Here is a 15194-nt window from a genome sequence, read left to right as displayed (position 1 = left end):
GAAGCGCAGTAATGCGTTAAGCTAACTGATACTAATTGCCCGTAAGGCTTGATCCTATAACAGGTGTGTTTTGCGATGCTCGTTAGTGCTTCAGCGCTTACGAGAATCCCACCCCCGAAGGGGGTAGCACACGGTTGAGATCAGTGTTGTGCCTCGAACAACACAACCCGCATCAAACGAGAGGCATCCTCTCAGCTACTTCTTCCCGATTGGTTGTATTGCTCCACGAGCAGTACGGCAACAAGTCATGCCTGATGACCATAGCGTGTCGGTACCACCCCTTCCCATCCCGAACAGGACCGTGAAACGACTCCACGCCGATGATAGTGCGGATTACCCGTGTGAAAGTAGGTAATCGTCAGGCTCCCCAGCAGCAAACAGAAACCCCACCCCGCAAAAGGTGGGGTTTCTGCGTTTACGCGTCCGGAAACAGAACGCGTGCAAGCCCGCTCAGTCAACTCACACGACCCGCTATCATCGCAAGCCACAGACGCCCCCATCAGGCAGCTGCGCTACACAACTGCCTCCACCAACGAACTGTCAGAGCACCCCAGCCTTCCCCGACCGCATTTCTACAAACTACGCCTGCGCGAGGAATTTCTGCGCGAGCTTCACCCAATAAGTCGATCCGACGGGCAAAAGCTCATCGTTGAAGTCGTAACTCGCGTTATGCAGCATGCAAGGGCCGGCCCCATGGCCAGCATCGCGATGGCCGCCCATGCCGTTCCCGAGAAAGGCATAACATCCCGGCTTGGCTAGCAACATGAACGAAAAATCTTCGGCGCCCATCGTCGGCTCGACAGCGTCGTCCACATTTTCCGCGCCCACAACCTCCTTCATAACCGAAGCGGCAAAGCGGGTCTCCTCGCTGCTATTTATCGTTGGCGGATAGTTGCGATGGAAGACAATATTTACTGAGCAGTCGTATGCCGCCGCGGTGTTTTCGGCAATCTTGCGCATGCGCGTTTCGATCAGATCCAGCGTCTCAGTCGTAAATGTGCGCACCGTGCCTGCAATCCATGCCTTATCGGGGACTACGTTTACCGCGTCGCCCGCATGAATCTGCGTGATCGACAGTACGCCGGTGTCGAGAGGCTTCTTGTTGCGCGTGATGATGCCCTGCAGGCCATTGGCGATCTGCACGGCCGTGAAGACTGGGTCGCGCCCATTGTGCGGCATTGCTGCGTGCGCACCGACGCCCGTGATTTCGATTCGGAATTCATTGCTCGATGCCATGATCGGGCCCTCGGTCACACCGAAATGCCCCGCTGCCATGCCCGGCCAGTTGTGAATCCCGAACACCGCATCAACGGGAAACTTCGTGAAAAGACCGTCATCGATCATCGCCTGTGCGCCCGCACCGCCTTCTTCAGCCGGCTGAAAGATGAACACGATCGTGCCGTCAAACTCGCCGTGTTTGGCCAGGTGTCGAGCCGCGCCCAATAGCATGGCTGTATGCCCATCGTGTCCACAAGCGTGCATCTTTCCTTGGTGGCGGGAGCGATGTTCGAAGCTGTTGAGTTCTTGAATAGGAAGAGCGTCCATATCAGCGCGCAGCCCAATCGACCGCTTGCTGTTGCCGCGCTTCAGGACGCCGACCACCCCCGTCTTGCCCAGTCCGCGGTGCACTTCGATACCCCAGTCGCTGAGGCTTTTTGCAACCAGGTCGGACGTCTGGGTCTCTTCGTACCGCAGTTCGGGATGTGCGTGAATGGTTCGTCGGAGGGTCTGGATTTCGCCGTGAGCGGCCTGGATTTCGGGGATCAGTTTCATGGTGCGTTGTGCTTCGCTGTGCATTGAGTTGCTCGAGACGCCTTCGCCCGGGCTCGATGATGGTTAATTCTACGCCCACCGGCATTTTTGGCGATGTCGTGCGGTGCAGGTGTTTAAGGAAGTAATAAAATTACGCTTCGCGCTATGTTGCGCCTTTCACGGATTCTCCAATGAATGCCCCGATTGAGTTTGCCCGTGCAGTTTGTCCGCATGACTGTCCGGATACCTGCGCGATGCGCGTCACGGTAGAGAACGGGCGGGCAATCAAGGTGGTCGGCGATCCCGACCATCCGCCAACTCAAGGAGCGTTGTGCACCAAGGTCAGCCGCTATGCGGAACGGGTGCATCATCCGCGTCGGCTTGCAACGCCGATGCGTCGGATCGGCGCCAAAGGTGAAGGCCGCTTCGAGCCCATCGGCTGGGATGAAGCGCTAAAACTGGCAGCCGAGCGTCTGTCGGGGATCGCTGCGCGCGCTCCCGAGGCAATCGTCCCCTACAGCTACGCCGGTACGATGGGTTTAGTACAAGGCGACAGCATCGCGCAGCGGTTTTTCCACAAGCTCGGCGCATCCCAACTGGAGCGGACAATTTGCGCGGCAGCCGGTGCGGCCGGACTGAAGTACATGTACGGCGCGAGCCTCGGCATGCTCACGGAGTTTTTTGCTGAGAGCGATCTGATCCTGATCTGGGGTTCGAATCCGATCGCGTCCAATCTGCATTTCTGGACTCGTGCGCAGGAAGCCAAGCGTCGCGGCGCACGCCTGATCGCGATCGACCCGTATCGCTCGCTGACGGCGGAAAAATGCCATCAGCACATCGCGCTCAAACCAGGCACCGACGGTGCGCTTGCACTCGGCATGATGAACGTGCTGATCACCGAAGATCTGCTGGATCACGCTTATATTGCTGACCATACGCTCGGTTTTGAGCAGTTAAAGGCTCGCGCGCTCACCTATCCGCCCGCCCGCGTCGCGCAGATTTGCGGGATTGACGAACAAACAATCGTCGACCTCGCGCGTTTGTACGGTGGCACCAGAAAGGCAGCGATCCGCATGAATTACGGACTGCAGCGCGTGCGCGGCGGCGGCAACGCAGTGCGCGCAATCGCGTGCTTGCCCTCGTTGACCGGCGCCTGGCGCGAGCGCTCAGGCGGGGCATTGCTTTCTTCGTCGGGCTGGGCGCCGGTTAACTCACACGCGTTGCAGCGCCCTGACCTGATACCCGGTTGGCCGTCGCGGCAGCCGCGCGTGATCAATATGAATGCAATTGGCGACGCATTGCTGCATCCGGGCGACGCCAGCTTCGGGCCGAAAGTTGAGGCCGTCATTGTCTATAACTCGAATCCAGTCGCAGTTGCGCCAGATTCGGCGCGGGTCGCAGCCGGCTTTGCACGGGAGGATCTGTTTACTATTGTCCTCGAGCATTTCCAGACCGATACCGCGGACTATGCCGATTTATTGCTACCCGCGACCACGCAGCTAGAACATCTCGACCTCCATAAGTCTTACGGCCACACGCACGTGATGGTGAACCTGCCTGCGATTCAGCCGGTGGGGGAAGCACGGCCCAATACCGAGATTTTCCGCGGCATCGCCCGCCACATGAATCTGCAGGAATCGGCGCTGTTCGAGTCGGACGAGTCTGTCGCGGCGAATGCACTGCGCTGGGACGACCCGGTGTTCGAAGGCGTCGACTGGGAGTCGCTGAAGCGCACTGGATGGGCCAAGCTCAACCTGCCCGACGCCCCGTTTGCCGACGGTGGCTTTCGTACGCCGTCGGGCAAGTGCGAGTTCTTTAGTGAGCGCCTGGCACAGCAAGGCCTCGATCCCCTTCCGGACTACCTGCCGCCCTATGAATCCGCAGACGGCGACCCCGAACTCGCGGCGCGTTACCCGCTGGCCATGATCTCTCCGCCCGCCCGTAACTTTTTGAATAGCACGTTCGTCAACGTGGAAAGTTTGCGTTCCACTGAGGGCGAACCTCATATTGACATCCATCCTTCCGATGCAGGCGAGCGCCAGGTGCTTGATGGAGATCTGGTACGTATCTTCAACGACCGTGGTTCGATGCAGGCGCGTGCCCGCGTGACGGATAAGGCACGCGAGGGCCTGATGGTCGGACTGTCCATCTGGTGGAAAAAACTGGCCCCCGACGGCCGCAACGCCAATCAGGTCACGAGCCAGGCGCTCACTGACCTCGGTGGCTCGGCCACTTTCTACGACTGTCTCGTCGAAGTCGAGCGCGTTTGAAATCCCAGGCTCAAACGCTTTCGTCTCACTCGCCGCTTCTTACAGATTGTGTTCGAGGGTGCCGTCTAACCCGGGGGCATTACACGAATTGTGGGGTGGGACGCGTGCTACGATGCGTTTTTAGCACGACCATTCGAAAAAAAGGAGGAGACGCCGCATGGAAAAAATCTGGCTGAAATCATATCCGCCCGGCGTTCCAGCAGAGATCGATCCGAGTCAGTACTCATCTGTTGCCGATCTGTTCGACGAAAGCTTCCGTGAACATCGCACCAAACCGGCGTTCGTCTGCATGGGCAAGCAGATCACCTACGGCGAGCTCGACGCGTTGTCGAGCAAGCTCGCCGCATGGTTCCAGTCCAAGGGCCTCGCGCGCGGCGCCCGCATTGCGATCATGATGCCGAACGTGCTGCAGTACCCGGTGGCGATCGCCGCCATTCTGCGCGCCGGGTATGTGGTCGTGAACGTGAATCCCCTGTACACGCCGCGTGAACTCGAGCATCAACTCAAGGACAGCGGCGCCGAAGCCATCATCATCCTCGAGAATTTCGCGGTGACGCTGCAGGCGGTGGTGCGCAATTCGGCGGTCAAGCACGTGATCGTTGCGGCGATGGGCGATCTGATGGGCACGAAGGGGTTGATCGTGAACTTCGTCGTGCGTCGCGTCAAAAAGATGGTTCCCGCCTGGAGCCTGCCCGGTCACATCAGGTTCAACACCGCCATTGCCGAAGGGGCACGCCACGAGTACAAGTCGGTCAAGCAAGGGCCGGACGATGTCGCGTTCCTCCAGTACACGGGCGGCACGACCGGCGTCGCTAAAGGCGCGACCCTGCTGCACCGGAACCTGATCGCCAACGTTTTGCAGTCGCAGGTCTGGCTCGACCCCGCTCGCGCGGGACGGGACGACATCGACCAGTTCATTACGGTTGTCGCGCTGCCGCTGTATCACATTTTTGCGCTGACGGTCTGCGGACTGCTGACCGTTCGTACGGGTGGCCTTGGCGTGCTGATTCCGAATCCGCGCGACATTGGCGGGATGATCAAGGAACTGCAGGGTTACGCGGTGACGACCATTCCCGCAGTGAACACGCTCTACAACGCGATGCTCAACCATCCCGACTTCGACAAGCTCGACTTCTCAAAGCTGCTGGTCGCCAATGGTGGCGGGATGGCCGTGCAGGAAGCCGTCGCGAAGCGCTGGTATGAAAGGACGCATAGTCCGATCGTCGAAGGTTACGGGATGTCGGAGACGTCGCCGTGCGTGACATGTAACCCGGTGACGGTCACCTCATACAGCGGCACGATCGGCCTGCCGCTACCGTCGACTGAAATCTCGATTCGCGACGATGAAAACAACGAGGTGCCGCTCGGCCAGCCGGGCGAGATCTGCATCCGCGGTCCGCAGGTGATGGCAGGCTACTGGAACCGGCCGGACGAAACCGCCAAGGTGATGACGCCGGACGGCTTCTTCAAATCCGGCGACGTCGGCATTGTGAGCGAAGCGGGATACGTGAAGATCGTCGATCGGAAAAAGGACATGATTCTGGTGTCCGGCTTCAACGTCTATCCGAACGAGGTCGAAGATGTCGTCGCCAAACTGCCCGGCGTGTTCGAAGTCGCGGCGGTTGGCGTGCCGGACCAGCATTCGGGCGAGGCGGTAAAACTCTTCGTCGTGAAGAAAGATCAGGCGCTGACCGACGCGGACATTTTCTCGTTCTGCAAGGAGCAACTGACGGGTTACAAGCGGCCCAAAATCATCGAGTTCCGCACCGAGTTGCCCAAGAGCAATGTCGGCAAGATCTTGCGGCGCGAGTTACGCGACGGGCGCGTGTAAGAGGTCACGAGCCGCCACCAGCTTGACCAAAAGAACGGCCAACGAGTCTACGCTCGTTGGGCCGTATCCATTTCCGCCAGCCAGAACTCCGCGCGAGCGCCCTTCCAAACCGAGGTCGAAAAGCGTCGCGGCAAAAAAAAGGCGCCCGAAGGCGCCTTTGAGGCATACAGCTTTATTACGACTTATTAGAACTTGGTGCGGATACCGACGCGCGCCGTCAACTGGTTCTGGTTCGCCGAAGCCGTCAGGTTGCTGATCGAGGCAACGGCCGGCACGACCTTCGTGCCGGTTGTCGACAGCGTGTCGCCCAAAGCATGTTGATACACGCCGACGATGTAGATGTCGGTGCGCTTCGACAGGAAGTAGTCGATGCCCAGCGAGCCCTGGTGATACTCGGGAGCCGAATTGCCCTCGATCTTGCTGCCGCGCGTGTAGTCGTACGCTGCGCCGACCAGCAACGCCGGGGTCAACTGATACTTGAAGTTGACTTCGCCGTTGTTGAACGTAGCCGTTTGACCTGAGAACGGCGAAGCGGCCGAGGAACCCAGATTCATGAACTTGGTGTTCGAATACGTGCCGCCAATCGTCGCCGCGCCGAACGTGTACGCACCGCCTGCAGCGATGACCTGGTACGTGTTGGCCGAAGTGTAGCCAGCGATAACCGGCGATGTCACGGCCGATGGCGTGGACGTCGACGTGTTGTTGCCGAAGAAGCTCACAGCCGGGTTGCGAGCGTTGAGGTACGCGGCGCCGAGGACCAACGGACCATTCGCGTAGCCAGCGCCCAGCGAGAAGATCTGGTTGCGGCCAGTTTCGCCAGCTACGCCGCCCAGGCTGTACAAGCCGCCGAACGTGAGGCCGTTGTAGTTGTTGCTCGTGAACTTGATCGAGTTGTTGACGCGGTAGTCGTTGTTCAGATTGTCCAGGTCACCCGGGTGAGCGGTGATGTAGCCACCCCATTGATCGCCAACTTCCAGCGGGCCAACATAGTCAACTGCGGAGTCGTATTGACGACCCAAGGTGATCGAACCGTAGTTGCTCGACAGACCAACAAAAGCCTGACGACCGAACAGGAGACCGCCTTGACCCAGCTTACCCGTATTCGTGTCGAAGCCGTTTTCGAGCACGAAGATGGCCTTCAGCCCACCGCCCAGATCTTCCGTACCGCGCAGGCCCCAACGGCTGCCCTGCAGAACGCCGCTGGACAGGTTGTACAGATGCTTGCCACCAGCGTTGGTGTTGATGTTGAAACCTTCGTCAACGATACCGTAAAGGGTCACGCTGCTCTGCGCATGGGCGACACCAGCGAACGCGCCCAATGCCGCGAGAGCGAGAAGCGACTTTTTCATCGATTAATCTCCAAGGAACTGCGAATTTTTTGTACAAGGCTAATATTTTTGGTACGTCCGGGCCTTGCTATCTAACTTCGCGAGAAGTTGCACGTAATGTAACAAAAGGCATACTTCGCACAAAGAAAAAGCAGGTCGTGCAGAAGGGCGCTGTTTCGTTTACGCAACATGGTCTAGAATTGAAAATTGGCCATAAAATCAGTCGTTAACCGAGGGTCTCTGCATGCAAATTTGCTGCGCAAAAGCACGCCACGCGGACCTTCGGTAGATCGGGCTGAGGCGTTGAACCAGGAGAGTTGGATGGTGCTGGATGAACTGATTACCGAGCTGGATCGGGGTTTACGCTCAATGACGGGCGTGTCGCGGATGAGCCGGCCGGTGCCTGTGCCGCCCGTGTCGACGGAAGCGCCGGAGCTGTCGCCTGCCGAGCGCGAGCATGCGGCCGGTCTGATGCGCGTCAACCATGTCGGCGAAGTGTGTGCGCAGGCGCTCTATCAGGCGCAAAAGCTCGCCACTCGCTCGCCCACCTTGAAAGAGACGTTCGAGCACGCGGCACGCGAAGAGGAAGATCATCTGGCGTGGACCGCTCGGCGCCTGGAGGCGCTCGATTCACGGCCCAGCCTGCTGAATCCGCTGTGGTATGCAGGCGCCCTCGCGCTAGGTCTGGTGGCAGGCCGCTTAGGCGACCGGGTGAGCCTTGGCTTCATGGCGGAGACCGAACGCCAGGTCGAGCAGCACCTCGATAGTCATCTGGACGAACTGCCCGAAGCGGACCTCGAGTCGCGTGCAATCGTCGAACAGATGCGCGCGGACGAAATGGCGCATGGCAAAACCGCGATAGATGCCGGCGGTGTCGAGCTGCCTTTTCCGGCTCGCGCCCTGATGCGCGCCGCGTCGAAAATCATGACTCGCACTGCTTACTACGTTTAATCGCTGTGAAGTGGGACGGCGCATCGCGCGCCTCCCGCTGAATCGCTTCAAACCCTCCGCTGATTCGTCTGATCCCCCGCCGCAGATCGCTTAGATTCCACGCCCTTCGCCCGGACTTTTCACGTATCACCTTCACAAGTTGCAGTAGTGCATTCATTTATAACGGTTTTCCGTTTTAGGTCCGACGTGAAGGAGTCGCGCTAAGTCCTTGTTCTAACAAACAAATTTCGTTAAAAATCCGCGCTTCTCCCTTGACCCCTGTTTGGGCTTCCTCTAAAGTGGGAGACAGTGTGAGAAAGTGTATTTTTGTGTGATTCCCGAGGGGGTTTCGGGTAGATTTTCAAAAACAGGCAAGCGACGCGCGGCGTCGCGATCGCAACCAGGTTGCATGGAACCAGAGTAAAGCGCTGAAGCGCTAACTGTGGTCGACAGGGGAGAGCGGAAGTGTTCCAAGGGGCGTCGGCGCTGACACTCGATGCGAAGGGGCGGATGTCCGTCCCGTCTCGCTATCGTGACGCGCTGCAAGGACAGGCAGAAGGCCGGGTGACGATCACCAAGCACCCGGACGGCTGCCTGTTGCTATTTCCGCGCCCGGAATGGGAGGTCTTCCGCGACAGGGTCGAAAAGCTGCCTATGAGCGCGACCTGGTGGAAGCGCATTTTTCTCGGTAACGCAATGGACGTTGATATGGACGGCGCAGGGCGCGTGCTCGTGTCGCCGGAATTGCGTACGGCCGGTGGGCTGGACAAAGAAGTGACGTTGCTCGGTATGGGTCGTCATTTCGAGTTGTGGAATACGCAGACGTACGCCGCGAAGGAACAGGCGGCCATGGCTGAGGGCATGCCCGACGCGTTGAAAGATTTCACGTTCTGATCGCGGCATACATATATGGCACCTGCGATGGGAAACGAATTGCAGCATCGCACGGTGCTGCTGGAAGAAGCGGTCGAAGCGCTGGTTAAGCGCCCGGACGGCGTCTATGTGGACGGCACGTTCGGACGTGGCGGTCATAGCCGTGCGGTGTTGAGCAAGCTGGGTGAGTCGGGGCGGTTGATTGCGTTCGACAAAGACCCGCTCGCCATCGCCACGGCTCAGAAAATCGCCGATCCGCGTTTCGAGATCGTGCACGAGAGTTTTGCTTCACTGCGCGACGCGATTGCGGAGCGCGGGGTAGGGCGGGTGTCGGGCGTTTTGTTGGATCTGGGCGTGTCGTCGCCGCAAGTCGACGATCCGGAGCGGGGTTTTAGTTTCCGCGCCGACGGCCCGCTCGATATGCGGATGGACCCGACGCGCGGCGAGTCTGCTGCTGACTGGCTGGCGCGGGCCACGGTGCAGGAACTGACGGAGGTAATACGAGATTATGGGGAAGAACGGTTTGCTTTTCAGATTGCAAAGGCGCTTGTTGCTCGCCGGGCAGAGTCCGACCGTCTTGGGCCTCTCGTCAGCACGGGCGAGCTTGCCCAAATCGTGGCTAACGTCGTCAAGACCCGTGAGAAGGGCAAGGATCCGGCAACCCGCACCTTTCAAGCTATACGGATTCACATCAATCAAGAGCTTGCGGAGCTGCAAGTCGTTTTAGAAGCAGCACTCGCGCTGCTGGAGCAAGGGGGGCGGCTGGTGGTCATCAGCTTTCATTCGCTCGAGGATCGGATCGTCAAGCGGTTCATGCAGGCGCACGCCAGTACGCCTACGGTTGACCGTCGCCTGCCGATCCGTGCAGTCGATCTGCCCAGCCCGCCGCTCAAAATCATTGGCCGCGTGTTCGCAAGCGACGCTGAAGTCGCCGCGAACCCGCGCGCCCGTTCTGCTGTGATGCGCGTGGCGGAGCGTATCGCGCCATGAGCCGCCTCAATATCTTCCTGCTGATTGTCGTGATGGGCTGTGCATTATCTGTGGTCAACGCAACGAATCAGCAACGCCAGATCTTTATCCAGTTGCAGCGCGCGCAGTCGCAGGAGCGCCAGCTGCAGCAGGACTATTCGCAGCTTCAATATCAGCAGAGCGCGCTGTCGAAGACTTCGCGCATCGAGCAGCTTGCAACCGACTCGCTGAAAATGCAGGGCGTCACGACGGGCCGCACTCAATACCTGACGCTCGACCCGGGCGCCGCCACGGCTGAAGACGCGCCTGTGCCGACTTCGGCGCCGGTGGCCGCTTCGACCCCGCTCACCGCCCGTCATGGGGGCGTGCGATGAAAAAATCGTCCAACCGCAAGAGCGTCCCGTTCGCGTCGAACCCGATCCTGTCCGTGCGCCTGCCGATGTGGCGCTCGAAGCTCGTCGTGTTCATGTTGTTCATGGCGTTTGTCGCGCTCGCCGGCCGGGCTTTCTGGATTCAGGGTCCGGGCAACGCGTTCTATCAGAAGCAGGGTGAGAGCCGCTATCAGCGCACGCTGGAGATGCCGGCTACGCGCGGCAAGATTCTCGACCGTAACGGCCTCGTGCTCGCCACGAGCTTGCCGGTGCGCGCCATTTGGGCCATCCCCGAAGCCGTGCCCGACGACCTCGGCGCCGACAAGCTGGCCGCGCTCGGCAAGCTGCTGGGCATGACGAATACCGAACTGCGGGCCAAGCTGTCCGAGGACAAGAATTTCGTCTACGTGAAGCGCCAGGTGCCGGTCGATGTCGCCGCGCAGGTGACGGCGCTCGATATTCCCGGCATTTACCAGCGCGACGAGTACAAGCGTTTCTATCCGGAAGGCGAAATTGCGGCCCACCTGATCGGCTTTACCAACGTCGAGGACGAAGGCCAGGAAGGTGTCGAACTCGGCGATCAGAAGCAGCTCGTGGGCATGCCCGGCATCCGGCGCGTGATCAAGGACCGGATGGGACACATCATCGAAGACGTCGATGAGCAGGTCGTGCCGCACAACGGTCAGGACGTGGATCTGTCCATCGACAGCAAGATCCAGTACATCGCCTATACGAACCTGAAGGCCGCGGTGGAGAAATTCAAGGCCAAGGCCGGCGCCGCGATGGTGATCGACGTGCGCACCGGCGAAGTGCTGGCGCTCGTCAATTATCCGACCTTCAATCCGAACGACCGCACCCATCTGACTGGCGATCAGTTGCGCAACCGCGTGCTGACCGACGAGTTCGAACCGGGCTCGATCATGAAGCCGTTCACGATCTCGCTCGCGCTCGATCTGCATCGCGTGGCGCCGACTACACTGGTAGACACGGGGCCGGGCCACTTTTATCTCGACGGCGCGACAATCACCGACGACAGCGCTTTCGGCGTGCTGACAGTCGGCGGTGTGATTCAGAAATCGAGCAACATTGGCGCGACGAAGATCGCGATGACGCTCAAGCCCGAAGAGATGTGGAATATGTATACCAGCATCGGTCTTGGCCAGGCGCCGAAAATCGGCTTCCCGGGCGCGACGGCGGGCCATCTGCGTCCGTGGAAGAGCTGGCGCCGCATCGAGCAGGCGACGATGTCGTACGGCTACGGCTTGTCTGCGTCGCTGTTCCAGTTGGCGCGCGCGTACACCGCGATTGCTCATGACGGCGAAATTCTGCCCGTGACGATCTTCCGCACGCCAGGCGATCAGCCCGTGAACGGTCCGCAGATTTTCTCGCCGGTTACCGCTCGCGAAGTGCGCGCGATGCTCGAAACCGTGGTCGCGCCTGGCGGCACCTCGCCGGATGCTGCTGTGCCGGGTTACCGCGTAGGCGGCAAGAGCGGCACCGCGTACAAGCACGGCGCGCACGGCTACGACAAGTCGAAGTATCGCGCGTCGTTCGTCGGCATGGCGCCGATGCCGAATCCGCGCATCGTGGTCGCGGTGTCGGTGGACGAACCGACGGCCGGCAGCCACTTCGGTGGCCAGGTGTCGGGCCCGGTGTTCTCGACAATCGCCGGCGACACGCTGCGCTCGCTCAATATTCCGCCGGACATGCCGGTCAAGCAGATGGTGGTGTCGGATGATTCGGCGCCGGTCGCGCCCGCGGCGCCGACCCTGCCGCCCGCGTCAGCGAAGAAACTGGCCACCAGCGGCGGCGCCAAGAAAATGACCATCGCCTCTAATGCGAAAAACCATCCCGGAGTAGTGCGATGAGCGCGCTACGTTCGAAGCATCCGGCTCACCGGCAGATCGCCGACGCGCTGACCTGGCTGCACGCTCGCGCGCAACCAGGCGCTCATCTGCACGCCGATACGCGTTCGCTCGCGGCGGGCGACGTGTTTCTGGCGTATGCGGTCGACGGCGCCGACAACCGGCCGTTCATCGACAGCGCCATCGAGCGCGGTGCGGCTGCGGTGCTGTATCAGCCCGAAAACTTCACGGGTGCGGTGGATCCGTCGCTGGCGCTCGCGGTGCCTGCGCTGAATGAACTGGCGGGCTCGATTGCCAGCGGCTGGTACGGCGACCCGAGCGATACGATGCGGGTGATCGGCGTCACGGGTACCAACGGCAAAACTTCGTGCAGCCAGTGGATCGCCGCCGCGCTGAGTGGGCTCGGTACGCGCTGCGCAATTATCGGCACACTGGGCACCGGCATGCCGGGTCACCTCGTGCATACCGGTTTCACGACGCCGGACGCGCCGCAATTGCAACGCAGTCTCGCGCAGTTGCGCGATGCGGGCGCGCAGGCGGTCGCCATGGAAGTGTCGTCGCATGCACTGCACCAGGGGCGGGTGAACGGCACGGCGTTTGAGATCGCCGTTTTCACGAATCTCACCCAGGACCACCTCGATTACCACGGCACCTTCGCCGCCTACGAGGCCGCCAAGGCGCGTCTGTTTGCATGGCCCGAGCTGCGTTGCGCCGTGATCAACTACGACGACGAAGCTGGGCGCAAGCTGCTGGCAAGCACCCAGGGCCACGCGCGTACCATTGCCTACGCTCTTGGCGTATGCACCGAGGCGCCGGACACCGCCGTGCCGCAAGCCGATGCCTGGCTGCACGCGGCCAATGTGCGCGCTACCGCGACCGGCACGGCATTTCATCTGAGTACGTCCGATTGGGGCGACGCCGAAGTCGAGGTCCAGACGCTGGGCGCGTTCAACGTCAGCAACCTGCTGGGTGTGCTGGGCGCGCTGCTAGCAGCTGACGTCCCGTTCGACGCGGCACTCGCCGAGCTGGCGAAACTGGAGCCGGTCAACGGCCGCATGCAGCGCCTCGGCGGCCGTTTGCAAAACGACGAGCCGCTCGTCGTGATCGACTACGCACACACGCCAGACGCACTGGAAAAGACCCTCGAAGCGCTGCGCCCGATGGCGGCCGCCCGCGGTGGGGAGCTGATCTGCATGTTCGGCTGCGGCGGCGATCGTGACGCGACCAAGCGTCCCTTGATGGGCGCGATTGCGGAGAAGCTGGCGGATGGCGTCGTCGTAACGAGCGACAACCCGCGCAGTGAAGATCCGCAGAAGATTCTCGACCAGATTGCTTCCGGCATGAAGGACGCGTCGAAGGCCCGTCGTATCGAGGATCGCGCCAGCGCCATCCTGCAGGCCATCCGCGGCGCGGCGCGCGAAGACGTGATCCTGCTGGCCGGCAAGGGGCACGAAGCAACACAGGAAATCATGGGTAAGAAACGCGCTTTCTCCGATCAGGATCACGCACGTCTCGCGCTCGCCGCGCGTGCCACGCAGGCTCGCGGAGGTGGCGAATGACCCAGCGAAGTGTCGCGATGTTTTCTCTGCGCGACGCCGCCGCGCTGATTCCGGGCGCGACCGTTCTCGGTGACGACAGCGTGACGTTCGAGCATGTCTCGACCGACAGTCGCACCGCCGGTCCCGGCGATCTGTTCGTCGCGCTCAAAGGCGATCGCTTCGACGCGCACGATTTTTTGCCGGACGTAGCCGCGCGCCAGATCGCAGCGGCGCTGGTGACGCGTACCCCAGCCGACTGGAGTCTGCCGGCCTTGAAAGTTGCCGACACGCGCGCCGCGCTCGGCGCGCTTGCGCGCGGCTGGCGGCGCCGTTTCACAATGCCGCTCGTCGCGGTGACAGGCAGCAACGGCAAGACGACGGTCAAGGAAATGATCGCGTCGATCTTCGCCGCGGCCGTCGGCGTGGACGCGCGGCTCGCCACCGCGGGCAACTTCAACAACGACATTGGGCTGCCGCTGACGCTGTTTCGCCTGAGCGCTGCGCATCGGTTGGCGGTTGTCGAACTCGGGATGAATCACCCGGGCGAAACGGCGTTGCTCGGGAAAATTGCCGAGCCGACCGTAGCGGTCGTGAACAACGCGCAGCGCGAGCACCAGGAATTCATGGCCACGGTCGAGGCGGTCGCGCTCGAACACGCGAGCGTGATTCACTCGCTGTCCCCGGAAGGCGTTGCAGTGTTTCCTGCGGATGACGCCTACGCGAGCATTTGGCGCGTTGCGGCCACCGGCAACCGCATCATCGATTTCGCGCTGAATAACGACGGCCGCTCGACCGAAGCCGCAGTGAAAGGAGTTTTCGCCGGCAACCTGCTTAACATCGACACGCCCGAAGGCCACCTCGACGTGACGCTGCAAGTGCTCGGCGATCACAACGCGCACAACGCGCTGGCGGCCACCGCCGCGGCGCTGGCCGCCGGGGTTTCGCTCGATGCCATCAAGCGCGGGCTCGAATCGTTCGGCGCGGTGAAAGGGCGTCTGCAGGTCAAGCGCGCGGCGCTCGACACGCTTGCCGGCGCCACCGTGATCGACGACACCTACAACGCGAATCCCGATTCGATGCGCGCCGCGATCGACGTGCTCGCTTCCCGTCCTTCGCCGCGCGTGCTGGTGATGGGCGACATGGGCGAAGTTGGCGATAACGGCCCGGAGTTTCACCGCGAAATCGGTGCTTACGCGAAAGAGCGCGGCATCGATGCGCTGTATGCGCTAGGCGATGCGTCGCGCGATGCATGCACCGCGTATGGCGCGGATGCGCATCACGTCGACGATGTCGCCACGCTCGTCGCTCAACTGTTGCAGGCCCCGGAGTTATCCGGAAACGCCGCTGCAGCAACGCTTCTCGTGAAAGGCTCGCGTTTCATGAAAATGGAACGCGTGGTGGACGCCGTAACGAGTCCACAACCCATCGCACCGGGCGCAGCGCCCGGCGCACATTGAAATAGAAGGA

General features: G+C 61.2%; 11 protein-coding genes and 1 rRNA gene. 10 read left to right on the top strand and 2 right to left on the bottom strand.

The window, feature by feature from the left end:
* Positions 1–250: 250 nt before the first annotated feature.
* Positions 251–364 (top strand): 5S ribosomal RNA (rrf, locus tag P3T40_RS07175).
* A 215-nt stretch (positions 365–579) separates the two neighbouring features.
* Here rrf and P3T40_RS07170 read toward each other — a convergent pair.
* Positions 580–1773, bottom strand: a complete 1194-nt coding sequence (locus P3T40_RS07170; protein ID WP_429266978.1) for a M20 aminoacylase family protein — start codon at positions 1771–1773, stop codon at positions 580–582.
* 170 nt (positions 1774–1943) lie between these two features.
* On the opposite strand from P3T40_RS07170, the gene P3T40_RS07165 reads away from it, so the two are divergent.
* Entirely contained in the window at positions 1944–4022 is a 2079-nt protein-coding gene (locus P3T40_RS07165) for a molybdopterin-containing oxidoreductase family protein (protein WP_429266977.1), read from the top strand.
* Between the two features lie 157 nt (positions 4023–4179).
* Positions 4180–5853 carry a long-chain fatty acid--CoA ligase gene (locus tag P3T40_RS07160; RefSeq protein ID WP_429266976.1) on the top strand — a complete coding sequence of 558 codons (1674 nt, stop codon included), beginning with the start codon at positions 4180–4182 and terminating at the stop codon, positions 5851–5853.
* A 185-nt stretch (positions 5854–6038) separates the two neighbouring features.
* Here the strand turns inward: P3T40_RS07160 and P3T40_RS07155 are convergent, their stop codons facing one another.
* Positions 6039–7202 (bottom strand): porin, encoded by a 1164-nt coding sequence (locus P3T40_RS07155; RefSeq protein WP_429266975.1) that lies wholly within the window; start codon positions 7200–7202, stop codon positions 6039–6041.
* Between the two features lie 300 nt (positions 7203–7502).
* Here P3T40_RS07155 and coq7 point away from each other — a divergent pair, with 300 nt between their 5' ends.
* The 7 genes from coq7 (at position 7503) to P3T40_RS07120 (ending at position 15184) form a co-directional block, all read left to right on the top strand.
* Positions 7503–8132, top strand: coding sequence for a 2-polyprenyl-3-methyl-6-methoxy-1,4-benzoquinone monooxygenase (gene coq7 / locus P3T40_RS07150; RefSeq protein ID WP_429266974.1), 630 nt, complete (start codon positions 7503–7505; stop codon positions 8130–8132).
* Between the two features lie 444 nt (positions 8133–8576).
* A complete protein-coding gene (gene mraZ, locus P3T40_RS07145; RefSeq protein ID WP_429266973.1) occupies positions 8577–9005 on the top strand; it encodes a division/cell wall cluster transcriptional repressor MraZ in 429 nt (142 codons plus the stop codon).
* A gap of 15 nt (positions 9006–9020) precedes the next feature.
* Entirely contained in the window at positions 9021–9974 is a 954-nt protein-coding gene (gene rsmH / locus P3T40_RS07140) for a 16S rRNA (cytosine(1402)-N(4))-methyltransferase RsmH (protein WP_429266972.1), read from the top strand.
* The gene (gene ftsL, locus P3T40_RS07135; RefSeq protein WP_429266971.1) at positions 9971–10327 is read left to right on the top strand and encodes a cell division protein FtsL; all 357 of its coding nucleotides are present in this window, start codon (positions 9971–9973) and stop codon (positions 10325–10327) included. Before rsmH ends, ftsL begins: the two co-directional genes overlap by 4 nt.
* Positions 10324–12192: a peptidoglycan D,D-transpeptidase FtsI family protein gene (locus P3T40_RS07130; RefSeq protein WP_429266970.1), complete on the top strand. Its 1869-nt coding sequence runs from the start codon at positions 10324–10326 to the stop codon at positions 12190–12192. Before ftsL ends, P3T40_RS07130 begins: the two co-directional genes overlap by 4 nt.
* A complete protein-coding gene (locus P3T40_RS07125; RefSeq protein WP_429266969.1) occupies positions 12189–13748 on the top strand; it encodes a UDP-N-acetylmuramoyl-L-alanyl-D-glutamate--2,6-diaminopimelate ligase in 1560 nt (519 codons plus the stop codon). The genes P3T40_RS07130 and P3T40_RS07125 overlap by 4 nt, the downstream gene beginning before the upstream one ends.
* Positions 13745–15184 (top strand): UDP-N-acetylmuramoyl-tripeptide--D-alanyl-D-alanine ligase, encoded by a 1440-nt coding sequence (locus P3T40_RS07120; protein WP_429266968.1) that lies wholly within the window; start codon positions 13745–13747, stop codon positions 15182–15184. Before P3T40_RS07125 ends, P3T40_RS07120 begins: the two co-directional genes overlap by 4 nt.
* The last annotated feature ends 10 nt before the right edge of the window (positions 15185–15194 follow it).

The organism is Paraburkholderia sp. EB58, from assembly GCF_050436665.1.
Classification (GTDB): Bacteria; Pseudomonadota; Gammaproteobacteria; order Burkholderiales; family Burkholderiaceae; genus Paraburkholderia.
The sequence above is the reverse complement of the archived record's forward strand: the minus strand, read 5'-3'. Positions and strand labels throughout refer to the sequence as shown.

Bases quoted from the DNA above. Each gene is read 5' to 3' on its own strand.
- P3T40_RS07170 (WP_429266978.1), bottom strand. From the start codon at position 1,773: ATGAAACTGATCCCCGAAATCCAGGCCGCTCACGGCGAAATCCAGACC.
- P3T40_RS07165 (WP_429266977.1), top strand. From the start codon at position 1,944: ATGAATGCCCCGATTGAGTTTGCCCGTGCAGTTTGTCCGCATGACTGT.
- P3T40_RS07160 (WP_429266976.1), top strand. From the start codon at position 4,180: ATGGAAAAAATCTGGCTGAAATCATATCCGCCCGGCGTTCCAGCAGAG.
- P3T40_RS07155 (WP_429266975.1), bottom strand. From the start codon at position 7,202: ATGAAAAAGTCGCTTCTCGCTCTCGCGGCATTGGGCGCGTTCGCTGGT.
- coq7 (WP_429266974.1), top strand. From the start codon at position 7,503: ATGGTGCTGGATGAACTGATTACCGAGCTGGATCGGGGTTTACGCTCA.
- rsmH (WP_429266972.1), top strand. From the start codon at position 9,021: ATGGCACCTGCGATGGGAAACGAATTGCAGCATCGCACGGTGCTGCTG.
- ftsL (WP_429266971.1), top strand. From the start codon at position 9,971: ATGAGCCGCCTCAATATCTTCCTGCTGATTGTCGTGATGGGCTGTGCA.
- P3T40_RS07130 (WP_429266970.1), top strand. From the start codon at position 10,324: ATGAAAAAATCGTCCAACCGCAAGAGCGTCCCGTTCGCGTCGAACCCG.
- P3T40_RS07125 (WP_429266969.1), top strand. From the start codon at position 12,189: ATGAGCGCGCTACGTTCGAAGCATCCGGCTCACCGGCAGATCGCCGAC.
- P3T40_RS07120 (WP_429266968.1), top strand. From the start codon at position 13,745: ATGACCCAGCGAAGTGTCGCGATGTTTTCTCTGCGCGACGCCGCCGCG.